16 protein-coding genes and 1 tRNA gene are annotated in these 16,671 nt (G+C 56.9%); 16 read left to right on the top strand and 1 reads right to left on the bottom strand.

What is annotated here, in order from left to right; all coding sequences use genetic code 11:
- From BM347_RS04310 to BM347_RS04250, 13 genes are all read left to right on the top strand, one after another.
- The gene (locus BM347_RS04310) at positions 1 to 708 is read left to right on the top strand and encodes a DUF1326 domain-containing protein (protein WP_093915135.1); all 708 of its coding nucleotides are present in this window, start codon (positions 1 to 3) and stop codon (positions 706 to 708) included.
- Positions 705 to 1,214 carry a DinB family protein gene (locus tag BM347_RS04305; RefSeq protein ID WP_093915134.1) on the top strand — a complete coding sequence of 170 codons (510 nt, stop codon included), beginning with the start codon at positions 705 to 707 and terminating at the stop codon, positions 1,212 to 1,214. The genes BM347_RS04310 and BM347_RS04305 overlap by 4 nt, the downstream gene beginning before the upstream one ends.
- Positions 1,215 to 2,318: a dimethylsulfoniopropionate demethylase gene (locus tag BM347_RS04300; RefSeq protein WP_093915133.1), complete on the top strand. Its 1,104-nt coding sequence runs from the start codon at positions 1,215 to 1,217 to the stop codon at positions 2,316 to 2,318.
- Between the two features lie 105 nt (positions 2,319 to 2,423).
- Positions 2,424 to 3,416, top strand: coding sequence for an acryloyl-CoA reductase (acuI, locus tag BM347_RS04295; RefSeq protein ID WP_093915132.1), 993 nt, complete (start codon positions 2,424 to 2,426; stop codon positions 3,414 to 3,416).
- 128 nt (positions 3,417 to 3,544) lie between these two features.
- On the top strand, positions 3,545 to 4,966 hold the full coding sequence (locus BM347_RS04290) for a cryptochrome/photolyase family protein (protein ID WP_093915131.1): 1,422 nt from the start codon (positions 3,545 to 3,547) through the stop codon (positions 4,964 to 4,966).
- A 68-nt stretch (positions 4,967 to 5,034) separates the two neighbouring features.
- On the top strand, positions 5,035 to 6,243 hold the full coding sequence (locus tag BM347_RS04285) for an SAM-dependent methyltransferase (RefSeq protein ID WP_093915130.1): 1,209 nt from the start codon (positions 5,035 to 5,037) through the stop codon (positions 6,241 to 6,243).
- 28 nt (positions 6,244 to 6,271) lie between these two features.
- On the top strand, positions 6,272 to 6,712 hold the full coding sequence (locus BM347_RS04280; protein WP_093915129.1) for a TrgA family protein: 441 nt from the start codon (positions 6,272 to 6,274) through the stop codon (positions 6,710 to 6,712).
- A 4-nt stretch (positions 6,713 to 6,716) separates the two neighbouring features.
- Positions 6,717 to 7,850 carry an NUDIX domain-containing protein gene (locus tag BM347_RS04275; RefSeq protein WP_093915128.1) on the top strand — a complete coding sequence of 378 codons (1,134 nt, stop codon included), beginning with the start codon at positions 6,717 to 6,719 and terminating at the stop codon, positions 7,848 to 7,850.
- Positions 7,851 to 7,864: 14 nt separating this feature from the next.
- Positions 7,865 to 8,899, top strand: coding sequence for a cysteine synthase A (locus tag BM347_RS04270; protein WP_093915127.1), 1,035 nt, complete (start codon positions 7,865 to 7,867; stop codon positions 8,897 to 8,899).
- Complete coding sequence (locus tag BM347_RS04265; protein ID WP_245764179.1) at positions 8,896 to 11,229, top strand: DUF3772 domain-containing protein; 2,334 nt, start codon at positions 8,896 to 8,898, stop codon at positions 11,227 to 11,229. Before BM347_RS04270 ends, BM347_RS04265 begins: the two co-directional genes overlap by 4 nt.
- Entirely contained in the window at positions 11,226 to 11,945 is a 720-nt protein-coding gene (locus BM347_RS04260; RefSeq protein WP_093915126.1) for an alanyl-tRNA editing protein, read from the top strand. The genes BM347_RS04265 and BM347_RS04260 overlap by 4 nt, the downstream gene beginning before the upstream one ends.
- 71 nt (positions 11,946 to 12,016) lie before the next feature.
- Positions 12,017 to 12,106: transfer RNA gene (locus tag BM347_RS04255), tRNA-Ser, on the top strand.
- A 122-nt stretch (positions 12,107 to 12,228) separates the two neighbouring features.
- Positions 12,229 to 12,672, top strand: coding sequence for a YqaA family protein (locus BM347_RS04250; protein ID WP_093915125.1), 444 nt, complete (start codon positions 12,229 to 12,231; stop codon positions 12,670 to 12,672).
- Between the two features lie 70 nt (positions 12,673 to 12,742).
- Here the strand turns inward: BM347_RS04250 and mepK are convergent, their stop codons facing one another.
- Positions 12,743 to 13,312, bottom strand: a complete 570-nt coding sequence (gene mepK / locus BM347_RS04245) for a peptidoglycan L,D-endopeptidase MepK (RefSeq protein ID WP_093915124.1) — start codon at positions 13,310 to 13,312, stop codon at positions 12,743 to 12,745.
- A gap of 316 nt (positions 13,313 to 13,628) precedes the next feature.
- Here mepK and BM347_RS04240 point away from each other — a divergent pair, with 316 nt between their 5' ends.
- From BM347_RS04240 to BM347_RS04230, 3 genes are read left to right on the top strand one after another with little or no spacing between them, the layout of a single operon-like run.
- The gene (locus tag BM347_RS04240) at positions 13,629 to 15,257 is read left to right on the top strand and encodes a L,D-transpeptidase family protein (protein WP_093915123.1); all 1,629 of its coding nucleotides are present in this window, start codon (positions 13,629 to 13,631) and stop codon (positions 15,255 to 15,257) included.
- Between the two features lie 26 nt (positions 15,258 to 15,283).
- Positions 15,284 to 16,375: a UDP-3-O-(3-hydroxymyristoyl)glucosamine N-acyltransferase gene (gene lpxD / locus BM347_RS04235; RefSeq protein ID WP_093915122.1), complete on the top strand. Its 1,092-nt coding sequence runs from the start codon at positions 15,284 to 15,286 to the stop codon at positions 16,373 to 16,375.
- Positions 16,376 to 16,413: 38 nt separating this feature from the next.
- Positions 16,414 to 16,671 carry an acyl carrier protein gene (locus BM347_RS04230; protein ID WP_093915121.1) on the top strand — a complete coding sequence of 86 codons (258 nt, stop codon included), beginning with the start codon at positions 16,414 to 16,416 and terminating at the stop codon, positions 16,669 to 16,671.

The raw sequence follows: 16,671 nt of genomic DNA, 5'->3' as shown, positions 1-16,671 counted from the left end.
ATGGCGACCAACAAAAGAGCGGACGCAGACCGTTTGCCGATCAGTCAGCGCATTGATCAGCGCATGCCCAACCCGAAACGGCGCGAGGCGACCCCGACAAACTGGCAGATCAAGGGCGAATTATTCCTCAATTGCTCGTGCGAGATGTTCTGCCCCTGCGTTGTCAGCCTTGGCGCGCACCCACCCACAGAAGGGCATTGCCACGCGTGGATGGCCATCGCCATCGACGAGGGCCATTATGAGGGTGAAGACCTGTCGGGGCTGAACGTGGGCTTGCTGGTTGATATTCCTGGCCGCATGGGCGAGGGCAACTGGAAAGTCGCGGCCTACGTCGATGAAAATGCCAGTGGCAAAGCCTATAATGGTATTTTGCAGATATTTTCCGGTGCGGCGGGCGGTACCACGGGCCTGTTTACCATGCTGGTGTCCGAGATCATCGGGGCCGAGCGCGCGCCCGTGAAAATCATCCGAGATGGCAATAAACGGTCGATCCAAATTGGCCGCAAGATCGCAGGCGAGATCGAAATGATCGCGGGTAAATCGCCGGATCATCCGGTGATGATCTCAAATTCGAAATACTGGATGGGGCCGGATATTATCGCGGCACGCGGGTTGAAATCCAAGGTGCGGGACTATGGCAGGGTCTGGGATTTTGGCGGCAAATCAGCCGAGATTTGCCCGATCGATTGGCAGGGCCCGAACCCATGATCAACGTCGGCTATGCACGGATGATGGCGCGTTATAACAGTTGGCAAAATGATCAACTGATACCGCTTTTTCTGGATATGTCGCAGGCGGATTTGACCAAAGATCGCGGGGCGTTTTTTGGCTCGATCCTGAGCACGGCAAACCATATCCTAGCGGCTGACATGTTGTGGTTGTCGCGGTACGACCCGTCGATGGAGTCCCCAATCGAGAGCTTTGATAAATGGTTGATGCTGCATAAGGACGCCCGCGATTGGGCAGCGGATCGGCAGCGGGTGGACGGAAAAATCAGCCATTGGGCAAACAGTTTGCGCGAGGTGGATTTGCTGGGTGATCTGCATTGTGTCCCGGCGGGGGGCGGCCCGGCTTATGACCTGCCAAAAGGGCAGGGCGTGTTGCAATTGTTCAATCACCAGACCCATCACCGGGGTCAAATCCACGCGATGCTGACGGCGGCGGGTCAAAGCGCACCTGTTACGGACATCGCCTTTTTGCCGGAGACCGCATAAATGGCCCTGATTTCCCCCTCGCGCCGGATCAGGCGCACGATGTTTTCCGAAGGTGTCGAAGCAGCGGGGGTCAAGGCCTATACGGTCTATAACCACATGCTTTTGCCCACGGTTTTCAAAAGCGTGCAAGAGGATTATCACCACCTGAAAGAGGCTGTGCAAGTCTGGGATGTATCCTGCGAACGACAGGTGGAACTGCGCGGGCCGGATGCGGCAAAGCTGATGCAAATGCTGACGCCACGCGATCTGCGCGGGATGTTGCCGGGGCGGTGTTTTTATGTGCCCATTGTTGATGAAACCGGGGGGATGTTGAACGATCCGGTGGCCGTAAAGCTGGCCGAGGACCGCTGGTGGATTTCTATCGCCGACAGTGATTTGATGCTGTGGGTCAAGGGGATCGCCAATGGCTACCGGCTGGATGTATTGATTGATGAACCCGATATCAGCCCGTTGGCGATCCAAGGCCCCAAGGCGGATGATCTGTTGGCGCGCGTCTTTGGTGACGCGGTGCGTGATATCCGGTTTTTCCGCTTTGGTATGTTCGATTTTGAGGGGCGATCCATGGCGGTGGCCCGGTCTGGTTATTCAAAACAGGGCGGGTTCGAGATTTACGTTGATGGCGAAGATAAAGGTATGCCGCTGTGGAACGCGTTGATGGAGGCGGGCCGTGATCTGGACGTGCGCGCAGGCTGCCCCAACGGGATAGAGCGCGTCGAGGGCGGTATGTTGAGTTATGGCAATGATATGACCGACGATAACACGCCCCATGAATGCGGCTTGGGCCGGTTCTGTGACACCCAAACGGCGATTGGCTGTATTGGTCGGGATGCGTTGTTGCGGGTTGCCAAGGAAGGCCCCACCAAACAGGTCCGCGCGATAGATATTGCGGGCGAGGCCGTGCCACCTTGTGACCGCGTTTGGGACATCGAGGTAAAGGGAAAGAAGGTCGGTCAGGTGACCTCGGCCGCGTATTCGCCGGATTTCAAAACAAATGTGGCGATTGGCATGGTGCGGATGACCCATTGGGACGACGGATGCGAGGTGCAGGTACGCACGCCCCAAGGGCTGCGCGATGCGGTGGTCCGCGAGAAATTCTGGGCGTAATCGCCTGGATGAGAGTTGGGGATCGAGGGGCCAGCCCCTCGGGCTCCCCGGAGTTTATTGGCAAAATGAAAAGGGTGGCGAAGTGTCATCTGGATAGGAGAGAATATGTTTGATGCGTTGATGGTGACCAAGGATGAAGAGAGCGGTAAGACCTCTGCCGCGGTGACGCAGATTGAGCTGGATCAGTTGCCTGCCGGTGAAGTGACCGTCGCGGTCGAATATTCGACTGTGAATTACAAGGATGGTTTGTGCATCGGGCCGGGTGGCGGATTGGTGCGGAATTATCCGCATATTCCGGGCATCGATTTTGCAGGCACGGTCGAGGCGTCGGATGATGATCGCTATAAGCCCCGTGACAAGGTCGTTTTGACCGGCTGGCGTGTGGGCGAGGCGCATTGGGGCGGGTATTCGCAAAAGGCGCGGGTGCGGGCCGATTGGTTGGTGCCGCTGCCCAAGGGCCTTGATACCCGTCAGGCGATGGCCGTGGGGACCGCCGGGTTCACTGCGATGCTTGCAGTGATGGCGTTGGAGGATCATGGGTTGAAAACCGGCCATGGTCCTGTGCTGGTTACAGGTGCCGCGGGCGGTGTCGGTTCGGTTGCCGTTGCGATTCTAGCCGCTTTGGGTCACGAGGTTGCCGGTGTGACGGGACGGCCCGAGACGTCGGATTACCTTAAGGCACTTGGGGCCAGTCAGATCGTTGCACGGGACGAGATCAACGAGACGGTCAAGCGCCCGCTTGAGGGCGAAACCTGGGCCGGGTGCATTGATGCCGTAGGCGGCGCGATGTTGGCGCGCGTTTTAGGGCAAATGAAATATAGCGCGTCTGTTGCCGCTGTTGGCCTGGCCGGTGGCGCGGCCTTGCCTGCGACGGTTATTCCGTTCCTGTTGCGCGGTGTGAACCTGTTGGGGATTGATTCCGTGATGCAGCCCTATGACAACCGTTTGCGCGCGTGGGAGAGGGTCGCCAAAGACCTGCCGATGGCCAAGCTAGAAGATATGGTTGTGCCTGCGACGCTTAAGGATTTACCACAGCTCGGCAAGGATATCCTGAATGGACAGGTGCGGGGCCGTGTCGTCGTTGACGTCAACGGCTAAACGCCGCGCGACCGGGCCGCGCCGACAGGCAGCGGCCCGTTTGATTATCGCGCAGGCGGGGCGGCTTTTGGTCTTGAAAGCCGGCATTACGGGCTATGTTCGTTCATACCCTATGAAGAAGGTTAACATTGTCTGATACGTCCCCGATCCTTGTGTGGTTTCGCCGTGACCTGCGGTTGACCGATCACCCTGCCTTGTACGCGGCGGCGCAAACCGGCCGGCCGGTTATTCCCGTTTTCATCCATGACGATCTCGTTGAAGGTCTTGCCGCCGCCCCGAAATGGCGGTTGGGGCTGGGGATCGGGTGTTTCGCGGACGCATTGCGCGATAAATCCAGCCAGCTGGTGCTGCGCAAAGGTGATGCGTTGGAGGTGCTGCAAGAGTTGATCACCCAAACCGGTGCCGGGTCGGTCTACTGGTCGCGGCTGTATGATCCGGAAACCACGGCGCGGGACCGCCGGGTAAAGGATGCGTTGAAAAACCAAGGCGTTGAGGCGCGGTCTTTTGGCGGGCATTTGATGTTTGAGCCTTGGACGGTCGAGACTAAGACCGGCGGGTATTACAAAGTCTACACGCCGTTCTGGAATTCGGTGAAAAATCGCGCGGTTGATGCGCCGCTTGCCGCGCCCGCGACGTTGACGACGCCTGCGCAATGGCCGGATAGCGATGATTTAGCAGACTGGAACCTGGGCGCGGCCATGCGGCGCGGTGCGGATGTGGTACGGCCCTTTGTTCAGCTGGGTGAAAAAGCAGCTCAATCCCGGCTTGGCGCATTCATGGCGCATGGTGTGGCCGAGTACAAAGCAAACCGGGATCTGCCGGGGGTGGATGGCACATCGAACCTGTCGGAAAACCTATCGCTTGGCGAAATCAGCCCGCATCAATGTTGGCATGCGGGGCAGCGCGCCTTGCATGATGGTAAAAAAGGGGCAGAAACTTTCCTCAAGGAACTGGTCTGGCGCGAATTTGCCTATCACCTGATGCATCACACACCGCGCCTTCTGGATCAGAACTGGCGCGAGGAATGGGCGGGGTTTCCGTGGAACGAGGACGAGCGGTGCGCCGAGGTCAAGGCATGGAAACAGGGCCGGACGGGCGAGCCCTTTGTCGATGCAGCGATGCGAGAGCTGTACGTAACGGGGCGCATGCACAACCGCGGGCGCATGATTGTGGCGAGTTATTTGACCAAACATCTTATGTGTCATTGGCGTATCGGCCAGAAGTGGTTCGAGGACTGCCTGATCGATTGGGACCCTGCCAGTAACGCAATGGGGTGGCAATGGGCGGCGGGGTCCGGGCCGGATGCAACGCCGTATTTCCGGGTGTTCAACCCTGCAACCCAGCTGGATAAATTTGACAAGAACCGAGATTACACCAGCCGCTGGATCGCCGAAGGGCGCGCCAAAGCGCATCCCGATGCGTTGGCGTTTTTTGAAGCGATTCCAAAGCATTGGAATATGTCGCCCGATGATGACTACCCCGACCGGATTATCGCATTGGACGCGGGCCGTCTGCGGGCGCTGGATGCCTATAAGAACAGAAATTTTTGATGGGTGATAATCGCGTTTTTGGTGTATAAACCTTAACGCGGCTATGACCCCACGTACAGGGACCCGAGATGATATTTACCAGTACAGAAGGGCAAAAATCCCTTCCCCGATATTTCGCAAGTGTTTTTGCAACGGCCCAACAGATGCATCACGGGCAGATCGATTTTGTTCTGCCGGATGGGCGCAGGTTCCGGGCTACAGGGGCAAACCCGATGCCGGTGGCTGAAATTCAGATCCACAATGCTGATCTGTTTGCACGGCTGATCCGCGAGGGGGATTTGGGTTTTAGCGATGCCTATCTGGACGCGTGGTGGAGCACCCCGGATCTGCAAGCCTTCATGGATGTCGCCCATGCCAACGAGGATATCTACGATTCATTTCCGGCGATGGGGCTGGTGCGCAGGTTTGAATCCCTGCGGTTCTGGCTGCAAAGCAACAGCAAAAAACAGGCGCGCAAGAACATCAGCTATCACTATGATCTGGGTAATGATTTCTACAAGCTGTGGCTGGATGATACGATGACCTATTCCAGCGCTTTGTTCGAGGAAGGCCCGCAGCAATCACTGGAATCTGCCCAGACGGCAAAATATGCGTCGATGGTGGATCAGATGGGCGTGCAGCCCGGCGATCATGTGCTTGAGATCGGATGCGGTTGGGGCGGATTTGCCGAATATGCTGCCAAATCACGCGGGCTAAAGGTGACATGCCTGACCATCAGCACGGAGCAGTTTAACTACGCCAAAGAACGCATTGAAAATGCTGAAATTTCTGATGTTGTTGAGATCAAGTTGCAAGACTACCGTGATGAACGTGGCGTCTATGATGGTATCGCGAGTATCGAGATGTTCGAGGCTGTGGGCGAGAAATACTGGCCCGCTTATTTCAATACATTACGGGATCGGCTGAAGCCGGGAAAATTCGCGACCTTGCAGATCATTACGGTGCAAGACCGCCGTTGGAAGGTATATAAACGAGGGGTTGATTTCATTCAGAAATACATTTTCCCCGGTGGCATGCTGCCAAGCCCGACAGTGCTGCGTGAACAGATTGAAAAGGCCGGCCTGGCGGTAGAAAAATCGATAGAGTTCGGCAAAAGCTATGATCTGACCCTGCGCCGTTGGCATCAAAACTTTAACGAAAAGTGGGATGATATTGCGGCCATGGGCTTTGACGAGCGGTTCAAAAGGATGTGGGATTTCTATCTAACCTCCTGCGCTTCTACCTTTGACAGTGGCAATTGCGATGTGACACAAATCACGGTGAGACGCCCCGGATAAAGGGCCCGTGTGATCCAAGGAGCAGTCGATGCCTACAGGTGCCAAGTTGGCCGCCGCCATGTGTTTGGCCGTCTTGGGCGTGGTTCTATCGGTGATCATCACATCGTTGATACCCGAGCTTTCCCGTTTCAAATATCTGGTGCCGTTGACAGTCGCTCTTGGTGGGGTGATTGGCTGGTTTTTCATGGCCCCGCGCGCCGGTGGCGGTGTGGGCCATGCGATTGCCAATGGGGTAACTTGTGCTGTAGCCTTGGCGTTTTGGATGCTGACGGCGCTTGCGGTGATCCGGGTGATCGATTTGTCTTTGAAAGGTCAGTATCGCGGGCTTTCTGACGCCATTGTTGCGGTCGTTATGATCGGCGCTGAATATGCCTTGTTGCTGGCGATTTTGCCGGTTGCTGCGGCGTTGGCTGTGGGCGGTGTTGTCAGCGGGTTTGTCACAAATTTTGCCGACAGGAAGTGGTCGTAAGTTGATGAAAAACTTTTTCTTTTACGGCACGCTTCGGCATGTTCCTTTGCTTGAGATCGTGCTGGGCCGCGCCGCAGCTGACATCAAATTCACCTCAGAAAAATTGCACGATCACGCCGCCCTTGCCGTTGCCGAAGGGCCATTTCCCTGCGTGGTAGAGCGTGCTGGTGCCGTTACCGATGGGCTGCTGGTCGAAGGGTTAACCGATACCGATATCGCGCGGTTGAATTTCTACGAAGGCAGCTTTGATTATGACTTGCACGATGTGGTGCTGGCGGGCGGGCAAACGGCGCAGGTGTATTTCCCCGCGCCGGGGGCTTGGACCACAACGGATGCGTGGGATTTGCGTGCATGGGAGAACGACTGGGCCGCCCTAAGCTGTTTCGCGGCGGACGAGGTTATGGATTACTTTGGCAAATACACCGCGGCACAGGTGGCCAAGATGTTCCCGATGATCCGCACACGGGCTGCGGCGATGGTAAACGCCGCCCATTCGAAACACGGCGCAGGGACATTGCATGGCGCAATCGATGTTCAAAAGATTGACCGCGCGTATACCAACTATTTCGCGCTGAACGAATACAAGCTGCGCCATGAACGTTTTGACGGCACCATGTCACAGCCGGTCGACCGTGCCGTTTTTGTGGTGTCAGATGCGGCGCTGGTGTTGCCTTATGACCCTGTACGCGACCGTGTCATGGTGGTGGAACAGGTGCGCATGGGGCCTATCGCGCGGGGGGATCGGTCGGTTTGGCAGTTTGAACCCATCGCAGGCAGGGTCGACCCGGGCGAGACCCCGCAGCAGGCCGCTCACCGCGAAGCCGCCGAAGAGGCGGGGATCGTGTTGCAATCTCTCGAACCGGTAGCCGAAGTATATGCGTCACCGGGATGCACCACGGAATTTTTCTATATCTACGTGGCGCTTGCCGATCTGCCGGATAAAGCGACCGGTGTGGCCGGTTTGGACAGCGAAAATGAAGATATCCGGTCGCATTTGATGTCTTTTGACGCTTTGATGGCGATGGCGGACGCACAGCAAGCCGCCAACGCACCGCTGGTGACCGCAGCATATTGGCTTGCACGTCATCGCGACCGCTTGAGGTTGGTCCCCCCCAAGGCTACACCTGATATAACATGATTTAGGAGCACCCCATGCACGTCGCATCTGATCTGGCGCAAGCCATTGGCAACACCCCTCTTATCCGTCTGCGCAAGGCAAGCGAGGAAACCGGGTGTGACATCTATGGCAAGGCGGAATTCATGAACCCGGGCCAATCGGTCAAGGACCGTGCGGCGTTGTTCATCATTCGCGATGCCATTGAAAAAGGCACGCTGCAACCCGGCGGCACAATTGTTGAAGGGACCGCGGGCAATACCGGCATCGGTCTTGCGCTGGTCGGTGCCTCTATGGGGTTCAAAACGGTGATCGTTATCCCCGAAACCCAAAGCCAGGAAAAGAAAGACATGTTGCGTCTGGCAGGCGCGGAGCTTGTACAGGTGCCAGCCGCGCCTTACCGCAACCCCAACAACTTTGTCCGCTATTCCGAACGGCTTGCGGCCGAACTGGCCCGTTCAAGCAACCATGGGGTGATTTGGGCCAACCAGTTTGACAATGTGGCCAACCGTCAGGCGCATATCGAAACGACGGGGCCTGAGATTTGGGACCAAACCGGCGGCAAGGTGGACGGATTTTGCTGTGCTGTGGGATCGGGCGGTACGTTGGCGGGCATCGGCATGGCGTTGCAGCCAAAAGGCGTGAAAATCGCATTGGCCGACCCTGACGGCGCAGCGCTGCACAGCTATTACACCACAGGCGAACTGGTGGCCGAAGGCGGGTCCATCGCCGAAGGCATCGGTCAGGTCCGCATCACCAAGAACCTCGAAGGTTTTACCCCCGATTACAGCTATAATATCCACGACAGCGAGGCGCTGCCGATCGTGTTTGACCTGTTGCAGCACGAGGGCCTGTGCCTTGGGGCGTCGTCGGGTGTGAATGTTGCCGGTGCGATCCGGATGGCACGCGAGATGGGGCCGGGCCACACTATTGTGACGATCCTGTGCGACTTTGGGACACGGTATCAGTCCAAACTGTTCAACCCTGATTTCCTGCGCGAAAAAGGCTTGCCCGTTCCTGAATGGTTGGACCGCGCGCCGCAGTCCATCCCCGGCGTTTTCGAGGACCAATGAGCCAGCCTTTGCGCATGGTCTTTACCGGGCTTTGCCTGACGTTTTGGCTGATGGTCGGGGCGGCGTTCGCCCAAGAGGAGCCAGCGCAGCCTGCTGACCGCTGGAATAATGTCGCCACCCGTGCCGAGACAGTCGTGCAGGACGCGACAACCAGTGACACTGTTTTGGAAACATTGCGGGCGCGGGTTGTCGATTTCCGTGCGGTTTTTGATAGCGAACGCAATGCCAACGCCGCGCGCATTGCCACGCTGCGCGAACAGATTGCAGCACTTGGCGATCCGCCCGAAGGGGAAAATGCCGAACCCGAGGCCTCGGCCTTGGCGCAGACTCGTGCCGATCTGAACCAGCAGCTGAACGCGCTGTTGGCCCCTGTCCAAATAGCCGAACGCGAATATTTACGCGCTGACGGGCTGGTGCGCCAGATTGACCAGATATTGCGGACGCGGCAGGCGGAAAAATTGCTGACCACGACGCCCAGCCCGCTGAACCCCGAACATTGGGTACCGGCGCTGCGTGACCTGACGGATGCCTTTGGCGCGATGTTGATTGACCGCGGTTCGCTTAGCAGCGCGCAGAAATTCGCGGCGCTGCGTGAAAACCTGCCCTTGGTGTTTTTTGCAACGGTTGTGGGGCTTTTGCTGCTTTTGCGGGGCCGTCCTTGGGCGATGATGATGGTGTCGGGGCTGCGCAGACATCAGGCGCGGGGCATTGGGATCTGGCGCTTTGTCGTCTCATTGCTGCGTATTATTCTGCCTTTATGCGGATTGTTCCTGTTGGCCACGGCGGCCCGTCAAAGCGGCTATCTTGGGGTGCGCGGCACCGAGGTGATCCGCCTGCTGCCCTTTATGGGTGTTATGGTCTTTGGCTTTCGATGGGTGTCGGAACGGGTATTTTCGCGCGACGATGACGAAGCATTATTGCTGCTGGATCAAACCCAACGGCGTCGGGCCCGGTTTTATGTAAATGGTATTACTGTGGTGATGATTGTGTCGATTATCACCAATCAGATCCTCGAGTTTGAGCTGCCAGGTGCCGCAACGACTGCGGTGATCGCGTTTCCCTTTGCGGTGCTGATCAGCTTTGCGCTGTTCCGGATTGGCCAAATCCTGCGCGGCTATCAAGACGCCGAGGAAGAAGCCCAAGACCCGGATGACCCACAGCGCAGTTCGACACTTGCACGAGTTGTGCGCAGTTTCGGGCTGGGGGCAATGGCGATTGGCATCTCCGCGCCGCTGTTGTTTGCCTTTGGCTATCAGGATCTGGCGGATGCGATTTTGCGCCCGTTTGTGGTGACACTGGTGATTTTAGGGCTGGTCATGGCGCTGCAACGCTTTGCAGCAGACGTATATGGCGCGATTACGGGGCAGGGGATCGCGGCACGAGAGGCATTAATGCCGGTGTTTTTCGGCATGATCCTGTTAACGCTGGCCACGCCGGTTCTGGCGCTGGTCTGGGGCGCGCGGCTGACCGATCTTAGCGAATTATGGGCGACATTCTCGAACGGTTTTTCGATTGGCGATACGCGTATTTCGCCGACGAACCTGCTGACCTTTGCGGTAATATTCGCTGTCGGTTTTTTGTTAACGCGGCTTTTGCAGGGCGCGTTGCGGTCAAATGTGCTGCCTAAGACGCAGATTGATATAGGCGGGCAAAACGCGCTGCTGTCAGGCTTGGGCTATGTCGGTATTTTCCTCGCGGCGCTGGCGGCGATCACCGGGGCGGGCATTGACCTTAGCTCGCTTGCGATTGTGGCGGGGGCCTTATCTGTCGGTATCGGTTTTGGCCTGCAAAACATCGTTAGTAACTTTGTTTCGGGGATCATCTTGCTGATCGAGCGTCCCATTTCTGAAGGGGACTGGATCGAGGTCGGCGGTAAAACCGGTTATGTGCGTGATATTTCCGTACGCTCGACCCGGATTGAGACTTTTGACCGCACCGATGTGATTGTGCCCAACGCCGATTTGGTAAGCGGTACCGTTACCAACTACACCCGCGGGAATACCGTGGGCCGTGTGATCATTTCCGTCGGTGTGGCCTATGGCACCGACACAAAACGGGTCGATAAAATCCTGCGCGAAATTGCCGAAGATCAGCCGATGGTATTGGCGAACCCGGCCCCTAATGTCTTGTTCATGAATTTTGGCGCTGATGCATTGGAGTTTGAAATCCGCGCATTCCTGCGTGATGTGAACTGGATGATGAGCGTTAAAAGCGATATCAACCACGCCATTGCAAAACGCTTTGCCGAAGAAGAAATCGAAGTGCCCTTTGCGCAGCGCGACATCTGGCTGCGTAACCCCGAGTCGCTGAAAGGGAAGACCGACACATGACGCAGCCGCTGTATCTGGATGATGCCTATCAACGCGAAGCACCCGGCCGCGTGACGGCGATCACCGAAGAGGGCGGGATCGTGCTGGACAAGACGATCTTTTATCCCACGGGCGGCGGTCAGCCCGGTGACAGCGGTTGGCTGATGTGGGACGGTCAGCGCTTGCCGATTGCGACCACGGTCAAGGGGCAGGGCGATGCGATTGCCCTTGTCCCCGCCGAACCGTCGCATCTGCCCGATGTGGGCACCCATCTCACGCAGCAGCTTGATTGGGACCGCCGCCACAAACACATGCGCGTGCATACCATGCTGCATCTGTTGTCGGTGGCCGTGCCGTTCGGGGTCACTGGCGGGCAGATTTCGGCACGCCATGGCCGCCTGGATTTTGATATGCCGGACGCACCAGAGGATCGCGATGCGATCGAGGCGGTGTTGAACGACTATGTCGAAGCCGATTTGCGCGTGACGACCCATTGGATCACCCAAGACGAACTGGCCTCGGCGCCCGAATTGGTCAAGACGATGGCGGTCAAGCCGCCCAAGAGTGCAAACAAGGTGCGACTGGTCGAGATCGGCGATGGCACAAGCTGGATTGACCTACAGCCCTGCGGTGGCACCCATGTGGCGCGCAGCGGCGAGGTCGGCGCGCTTGTACTGGGCAAGATCGAAAAGAAAGGCCGCAGAAACCGCCGTATTTACGTACATTTGGATGGTTAACGCTGTTGTTGAAATTGGCGTGATTTACCCCTTGCGCCCAGACCATACCTCACGCTAAACACCGCCCTAATGGATCGGTGGCCGAGTGGTCGAAGGCGCACGCCTGGAAAGTGTGTAGGCGGGAGACCGTCTCCAGGGTTCGAATCCCTGTCGATCCGCCATTACCCCCTTTTGTTGGCCAAGATACGGTTTTTCTGTTCTGGTTCAGCCGGCGTTGAACATCAATTTGAACCCAGTTATCTGCAAAGGGTGGTCCCGTTTTAACCTGCAAAGTTAAATTTCGATGATCGGATATTTTGGCCTGTTTTCGGCTGCGTTCATCGCCGCGACTTTTCTGCCGATGCAGTCCGAGGCCTTGCTGGTCGCGTTGATGCTGGGCAATCAGCACGTGTTGGCGGTTTTGCTTTTGGTCGCGACGGCGGGCAACGTTCTGGGGTCGGTGGTGAATTGGGTCTTGGGGCGGGTTGCTTTGCAGTTCAAACATAAACGCTGGTTTCCGGCCAATGACGCTCAGTTGGCGCGGGCGGAAATCTGGTATCACCGCTATGGGCGCTGGTCGCTGCTGGTCAGTTGGTTTCCAGTGGTGGGTGATGCGCTGACGATTATGGCAGGCGTTCTGCGCGAACCACTTTGGTCGTTTGTAGCAATTGTCACGGTGGGCAAAGCGGCGCGTTATGTCGCGTTGGCGATGATAACGCTGGCGTGGTTTCCGCCAAGCGTGGACTGATTTTCAGTATGCAGCAAAAGAAAAGCGCCTTTCGGCGCTTTGTTCTCGTATTGAGATCGGCAAGGGGGGCTTAGCCGCCCCAGCTGCGGACCACACCGCAATCCATATGCACGAAATTGGAACCAGAATATTTGCCAACCCCGCCGCCATGACATGCGATTGCCGCCTTGGCCATTTGGTTGACGGAACGTGACGCCAAACGCAAATCTGCTGCCTGACCCCGCATGTGGAGAGAGTTTTTTGCAACACCGCGCGAGCGCGACCGGAGCATCGCGTTTGTTTGCGGGCTGCGGTAGCCGGACAAGAGCATGTAAGGTTCGCTGACATCCAGCAGATTATGGGACGCGGCCATGATATCAATTGTGCGCAGATCCATGGATTTGACACTATTGGTCCGCCAGTCGCGCATGAAATGGTTCACTTCCTTCACGGCGTCTTTGATATAGTCACCCTCGATCCAATAGATCATGTCGAGGCGTTCACCTGTGCGGCCCGAATACATCTTGATGCGGCGAATATCACCGGCACCGCGCAAAAAACCTGCTGCATTTGCGAAAGTGGGGGCGGCTGTTACTGCTGTTGCTGCGAACGCGCCCAATAGGGCACGGCGGGATAAACCCGAAGAATTGATACCAGTCATGCGTCTTACGTCCCGTACTAAACCCGATCTTTCATGATGTTACATGCAAGATCTCAACCATCCCCAGATGCAACGCATTTATGTCATAGGGCGATTCTTTTACCAAGGGCTGAATTGAAAAGGTTCCATCTATCAACAAATTTAGGCGAATAATTGCGCAAACACCCAGAGTGTGGTCATTTTTGCAACATCGGCGATGCTCAAACACATCAGCGCCGAACAATATGCTGACGTCACACGTAATGTTATTGGACAAAATCAAACGCTTGTACCTGTTATAAGGCTCTAGTCGCGTTTTAGGTATTTGGGGGATAGGATGACTAAAATTCTAGGTATCAAACAAGGTGCCACAGGTAGATTAACCACAATTCTTGGTGCTGCCGCTGTCGCTTGTGCGATGCTTATCAGCCCTGCGCCCGTTTTTGCGCAGTCGATTGCCTTTAAGCAGGCGGTCGCCGAAGCCGCGTCTCGTGACGCCGATATTGCGGCCTATTACCGGTCCCACGATTACGCACCTGTCTGGACCGACGGGTCAGATACGCAACGTGGCCGCCGTGCCGCGCTGATGGCGGCGATCTCAACCGCTGATAAACATGGGCTTCCCATGGCGCGTTATGATCCCATCGGCCTGATGGAACAGCTGAAAAATGCCAAAACCGCCCGTGATCGCGGCCTTATCGACGTCGAGATGACCAAGGTATTTTTGCAATATGCCCGTGATCTGCAAACTGGCGTGGTGGTGCCGTCTCGGATCGACAGCGCCATCGTGCGCGAAGTGCCGTATCGCGACCGCCAAGGGTATATGACCGATTTTACGGCCTCTGAGCCGATGCAGTTTTTGCGCAATCTGCGGCCTCGGACGCTAGAGTATAATGCGCTGATGCGCGAAAAGCTGGCAATGGAATATCTGCTGGCAAAGGGCGGTTGGGGCCCTGCGGTGACTGCAAAATCTCTGAAACCCGGTGCGCAGGGTGCTGCGGTCGTAGCGTTGCGTAACCGGTTGATTGCAATGGGCTATCTCAAGCGGTCCAATTCCATGACCTATGATGCGGTGATGGAAGAAGCGGTGCGCGAATTCCAGCAGGATCACGGTTTGAACACCGATGGCGTGGCGGGTAGCGGGACCATGTCCGAGATCAACAAAAGCGTCGAGACACGCCTGAAATCTGTGATCGTTGCGATGGAGCGGGAACGCTGGCTGAACAAAGAGCGCGGCGCGCGCCATGTGCTGGTCAATATCCCGGCGTTCACAGCTGCGATTGTCGATGATGGCCGCGTGACCTTTGAAACACGCTCGGTTGTGGGGGCCACAAAGGCGGGGCGCTACACGCCCGAATTTTCCGACACCATGGAATATATCGTGGTTAATCCCACTTGGAACGTCCCCCGGTCTATCGTGACCAAGGAATATCTGCCCTCGATGAAGACGAACGCGGGTGCGGCGGGACATATCGATTTGATTGACGGGCGCGGGCGTGTCGTCAGCCGGGATTCTGTGGATTTCAGCCAGTATAACGCGCGCAATTTCCCCTTTAGCATGCGTCAGAAGCCCGGTTCGCGGAACGCGCTTGGCTTGGTGAAATTCATTTTCCCGAACAAGCACAACATCTATTTGCACGATACACCGTCAAAAAGCCTGTTCGCGCGCGATGTGCGTGCGTTCAGCCATGGCTGCGTGCGTTTGCAAGACCCGTTTGATTTTGCCTATGCGCTATTGGCGCGGCAGGAGGCCGATCCGGTAGCCTTTTTCAAGGCGCAACTGGCCACGCGGCGCGAGACCTTTGTGCATCTGGACGTCGAATTGCCGGTACATCTGATTTATCGCACTGCCTTTACCACACCGCGGGGCCACACCCAGTACCGCGCTGACATCTATGGCCGTGACGCCAAGATATGGGATGCGCTGAGCAAGGCAGGGGTAGCAATGGGCGCTGTTCAGGGTTAATTCATCCCCGATAAGGGGAACAAACCATGCGTCACACGATCCAAGAAATTGCCGCATCACTGGGGGCGGTTGCCGTTGGTGACACGTCTTTGACGATCCGGAAACTTTCCGAACCGGCGCAGGCTGGTCCGGAGGATCTGGCCCTCGCGATGAACCCCAAATATGCCGCCAGCCTGACCGAAGGGTCTGCGGTTGCCGCGATGTTGTGGCCAGATGCGGATTGGCAGGCGCTTGGCCTTAAGGCCGCAATCCTGCCCGACCGTCCGCGCTATGCCATGTCGGGCCTTACGAAAATGATGGATCCGGGGCAGGGGTTCGAGCCGGGCATTCACCCGTCGGCAATTATCGACCCCACCGCCGAGCTGGATGCTGATGTGTCTGTTGGCCCCTTCACCATTATCGCGGCAGGGGTGAAAATCGGTGCAGGCAGCATGATTGGTCCGCAATGCTACATCGGCAACGACGCGGTTTTAGGCACAAACGCCTATCTACGCGATCACGTGAGCATCGGCGCGCGGGTGACCATTGGCGATGATTTCATCGCGCAGCCCGGTGCCTGCATCGGCGGAGATGGATTTTCATTCGTTACGGCCGAGCCGAGCACGGTTGAACAAACCCGCAAGACATTGGGCGATCGGGGCGACACAAAAGCGCAACAATGGACGCGTATCCACACCCTAGGCAGTGTAACGATTGGGAATGACGTTGAATGCGGCATGAATTGTACCATCGACAGCGGCACCATCCGCGACACGGTGATCGGCGATGGCACCAAGTTGGATAATCAGGTGCATCTTGGCCATAACGTCGTGATCGGCACCAACAGCCTGATTTGCGGGCAGGTTGGCATCGCGGGCTCCGCGACCATCGGCAACAACGTTGTGCTGGGCGGGCAATGCGGCGTCAGCGACAATATCTTTGTCGGGGATGGTGTGATCGCGGGCGGTGGCACCAAACTGATGTCGAATACGCCCGCGGGCCGGTCGATGCTGGGCTATCCTGCGACCGAAATGGCCAAGCAGATCGAAAGCTACAAGTCGCTGCGGCGTCTGCCGCGGTTGTTGCGTGAATTCACGGCGTTAAAGAAAGAGTTGTCGAAACCCGAAAGCGACGCCTAGCGCGGGGCAAAATCGGACGTAGTGTAAGGAGAGTTTCGTTGGGTATCCAAGATCAAGTCATTCATATTCTTGCAGAACAAGCGGTGCTTGAGCCGTCAGATGTGACGATGGATAGCACGCTTGAGGATCTGGGCATCGATAGCATGGGAGTGGTCGAAAGCATCTTTGCGATCGAGGAAGCATTCGATATTTCCGTACCGTTCAATGCCAACCAGCCTGCGGACTCAGATTTCGATATCTCAAGCGTGGCCAGCATCGTGGCGGGTATCAAGCAGTTGAAAGCCGAGCAGGGATAA

The sequence above is a fragment of the Sulfitobacter marinus genome (assembly GCF_900116285.1).
Classification (GTDB): Bacteria; Pseudomonadota; Alphaproteobacteria; order Rhodobacterales; family Rhodobacteraceae; genus Sulfitobacter; species Sulfitobacter marinus.
This window is presented reverse-complemented; position numbering and strand designations above follow the sequence as displayed.

Coding starts and splice junctions, on each gene's coding strand:
- BM347_RS04310 (WP_093915135.1), top strand. CDS start 1: ATGGCGACCAACAAAAGAGCGGACGCAGACCGTTTGCCGATCAGTCAG.
- BM347_RS04305 (WP_093915134.1), top strand. CDS start 705: ATGATCAACGTCGGCTATGCACGGATGATGGCGCGTTATAACAGTTGG.
- BM347_RS04300 (WP_093915133.1), top strand. CDS start 1,215: ATGGCCCTGATTTCCCCCTCGCGCCGGATCAGGCGCACGATGTTTTCC.
- acuI (WP_093915132.1), top strand. CDS start 2,424: ATGTTTGATGCGTTGATGGTGACCAAGGATGAAGAGAGCGGTAAGACC.
- BM347_RS04285 (WP_093915130.1), top strand. CDS start 5,035: ATGATATTTACCAGTACAGAAGGGCAAAAATCCCTTCCCCGATATTTC.
- BM347_RS04280 (WP_093915129.1), top strand. CDS start 6,272: ATGCCTACAGGTGCCAAGTTGGCCGCCGCCATGTGTTTGGCCGTCTTG.
- BM347_RS04275 (WP_093915128.1), top strand. CDS start 6,717: ATGAAAAACTTTTTCTTTTACGGCACGCTTCGGCATGTTCCTTTGCTT.
- BM347_RS04270 (WP_093915127.1), top strand. CDS start 7,865: ATGCACGTCGCATCTGATCTGGCGCAAGCCATTGGCAACACCCCTCTT.
- BM347_RS04265 (WP_245764179.1), top strand. CDS start 8,896: ATGAGCCAGCCTTTGCGCATGGTCTTTACCGGGCTTTGCCTGACGTTT.
- BM347_RS04260 (WP_093915126.1), top strand. CDS start 11,226: ATGACGCAGCCGCTGTATCTGGATGATGCCTATCAACGCGAAGCACCC.
- BM347_RS04250 (WP_093915125.1), top strand. CDS start 12,229: ATGATCGGATATTTTGGCCTGTTTTCGGCTGCGTTCATCGCCGCGACT.
- mepK (WP_093915124.1), bottom strand. CDS start 13,312: ATGACTGGTATCAATTCTTCGGGTTTATCCCGCCGTGCCCTATTGGGC.
- BM347_RS04240 (WP_093915123.1), top strand. CDS start 13,629: ATGACTAAAATTCTAGGTATCAAACAAGGTGCCACAGGTAGATTAACC.
- lpxD (WP_093915122.1), top strand. CDS start 15,284: ATGCGTCACACGATCCAAGAAATTGCCGCATCACTGGGGGCGGTTGCC.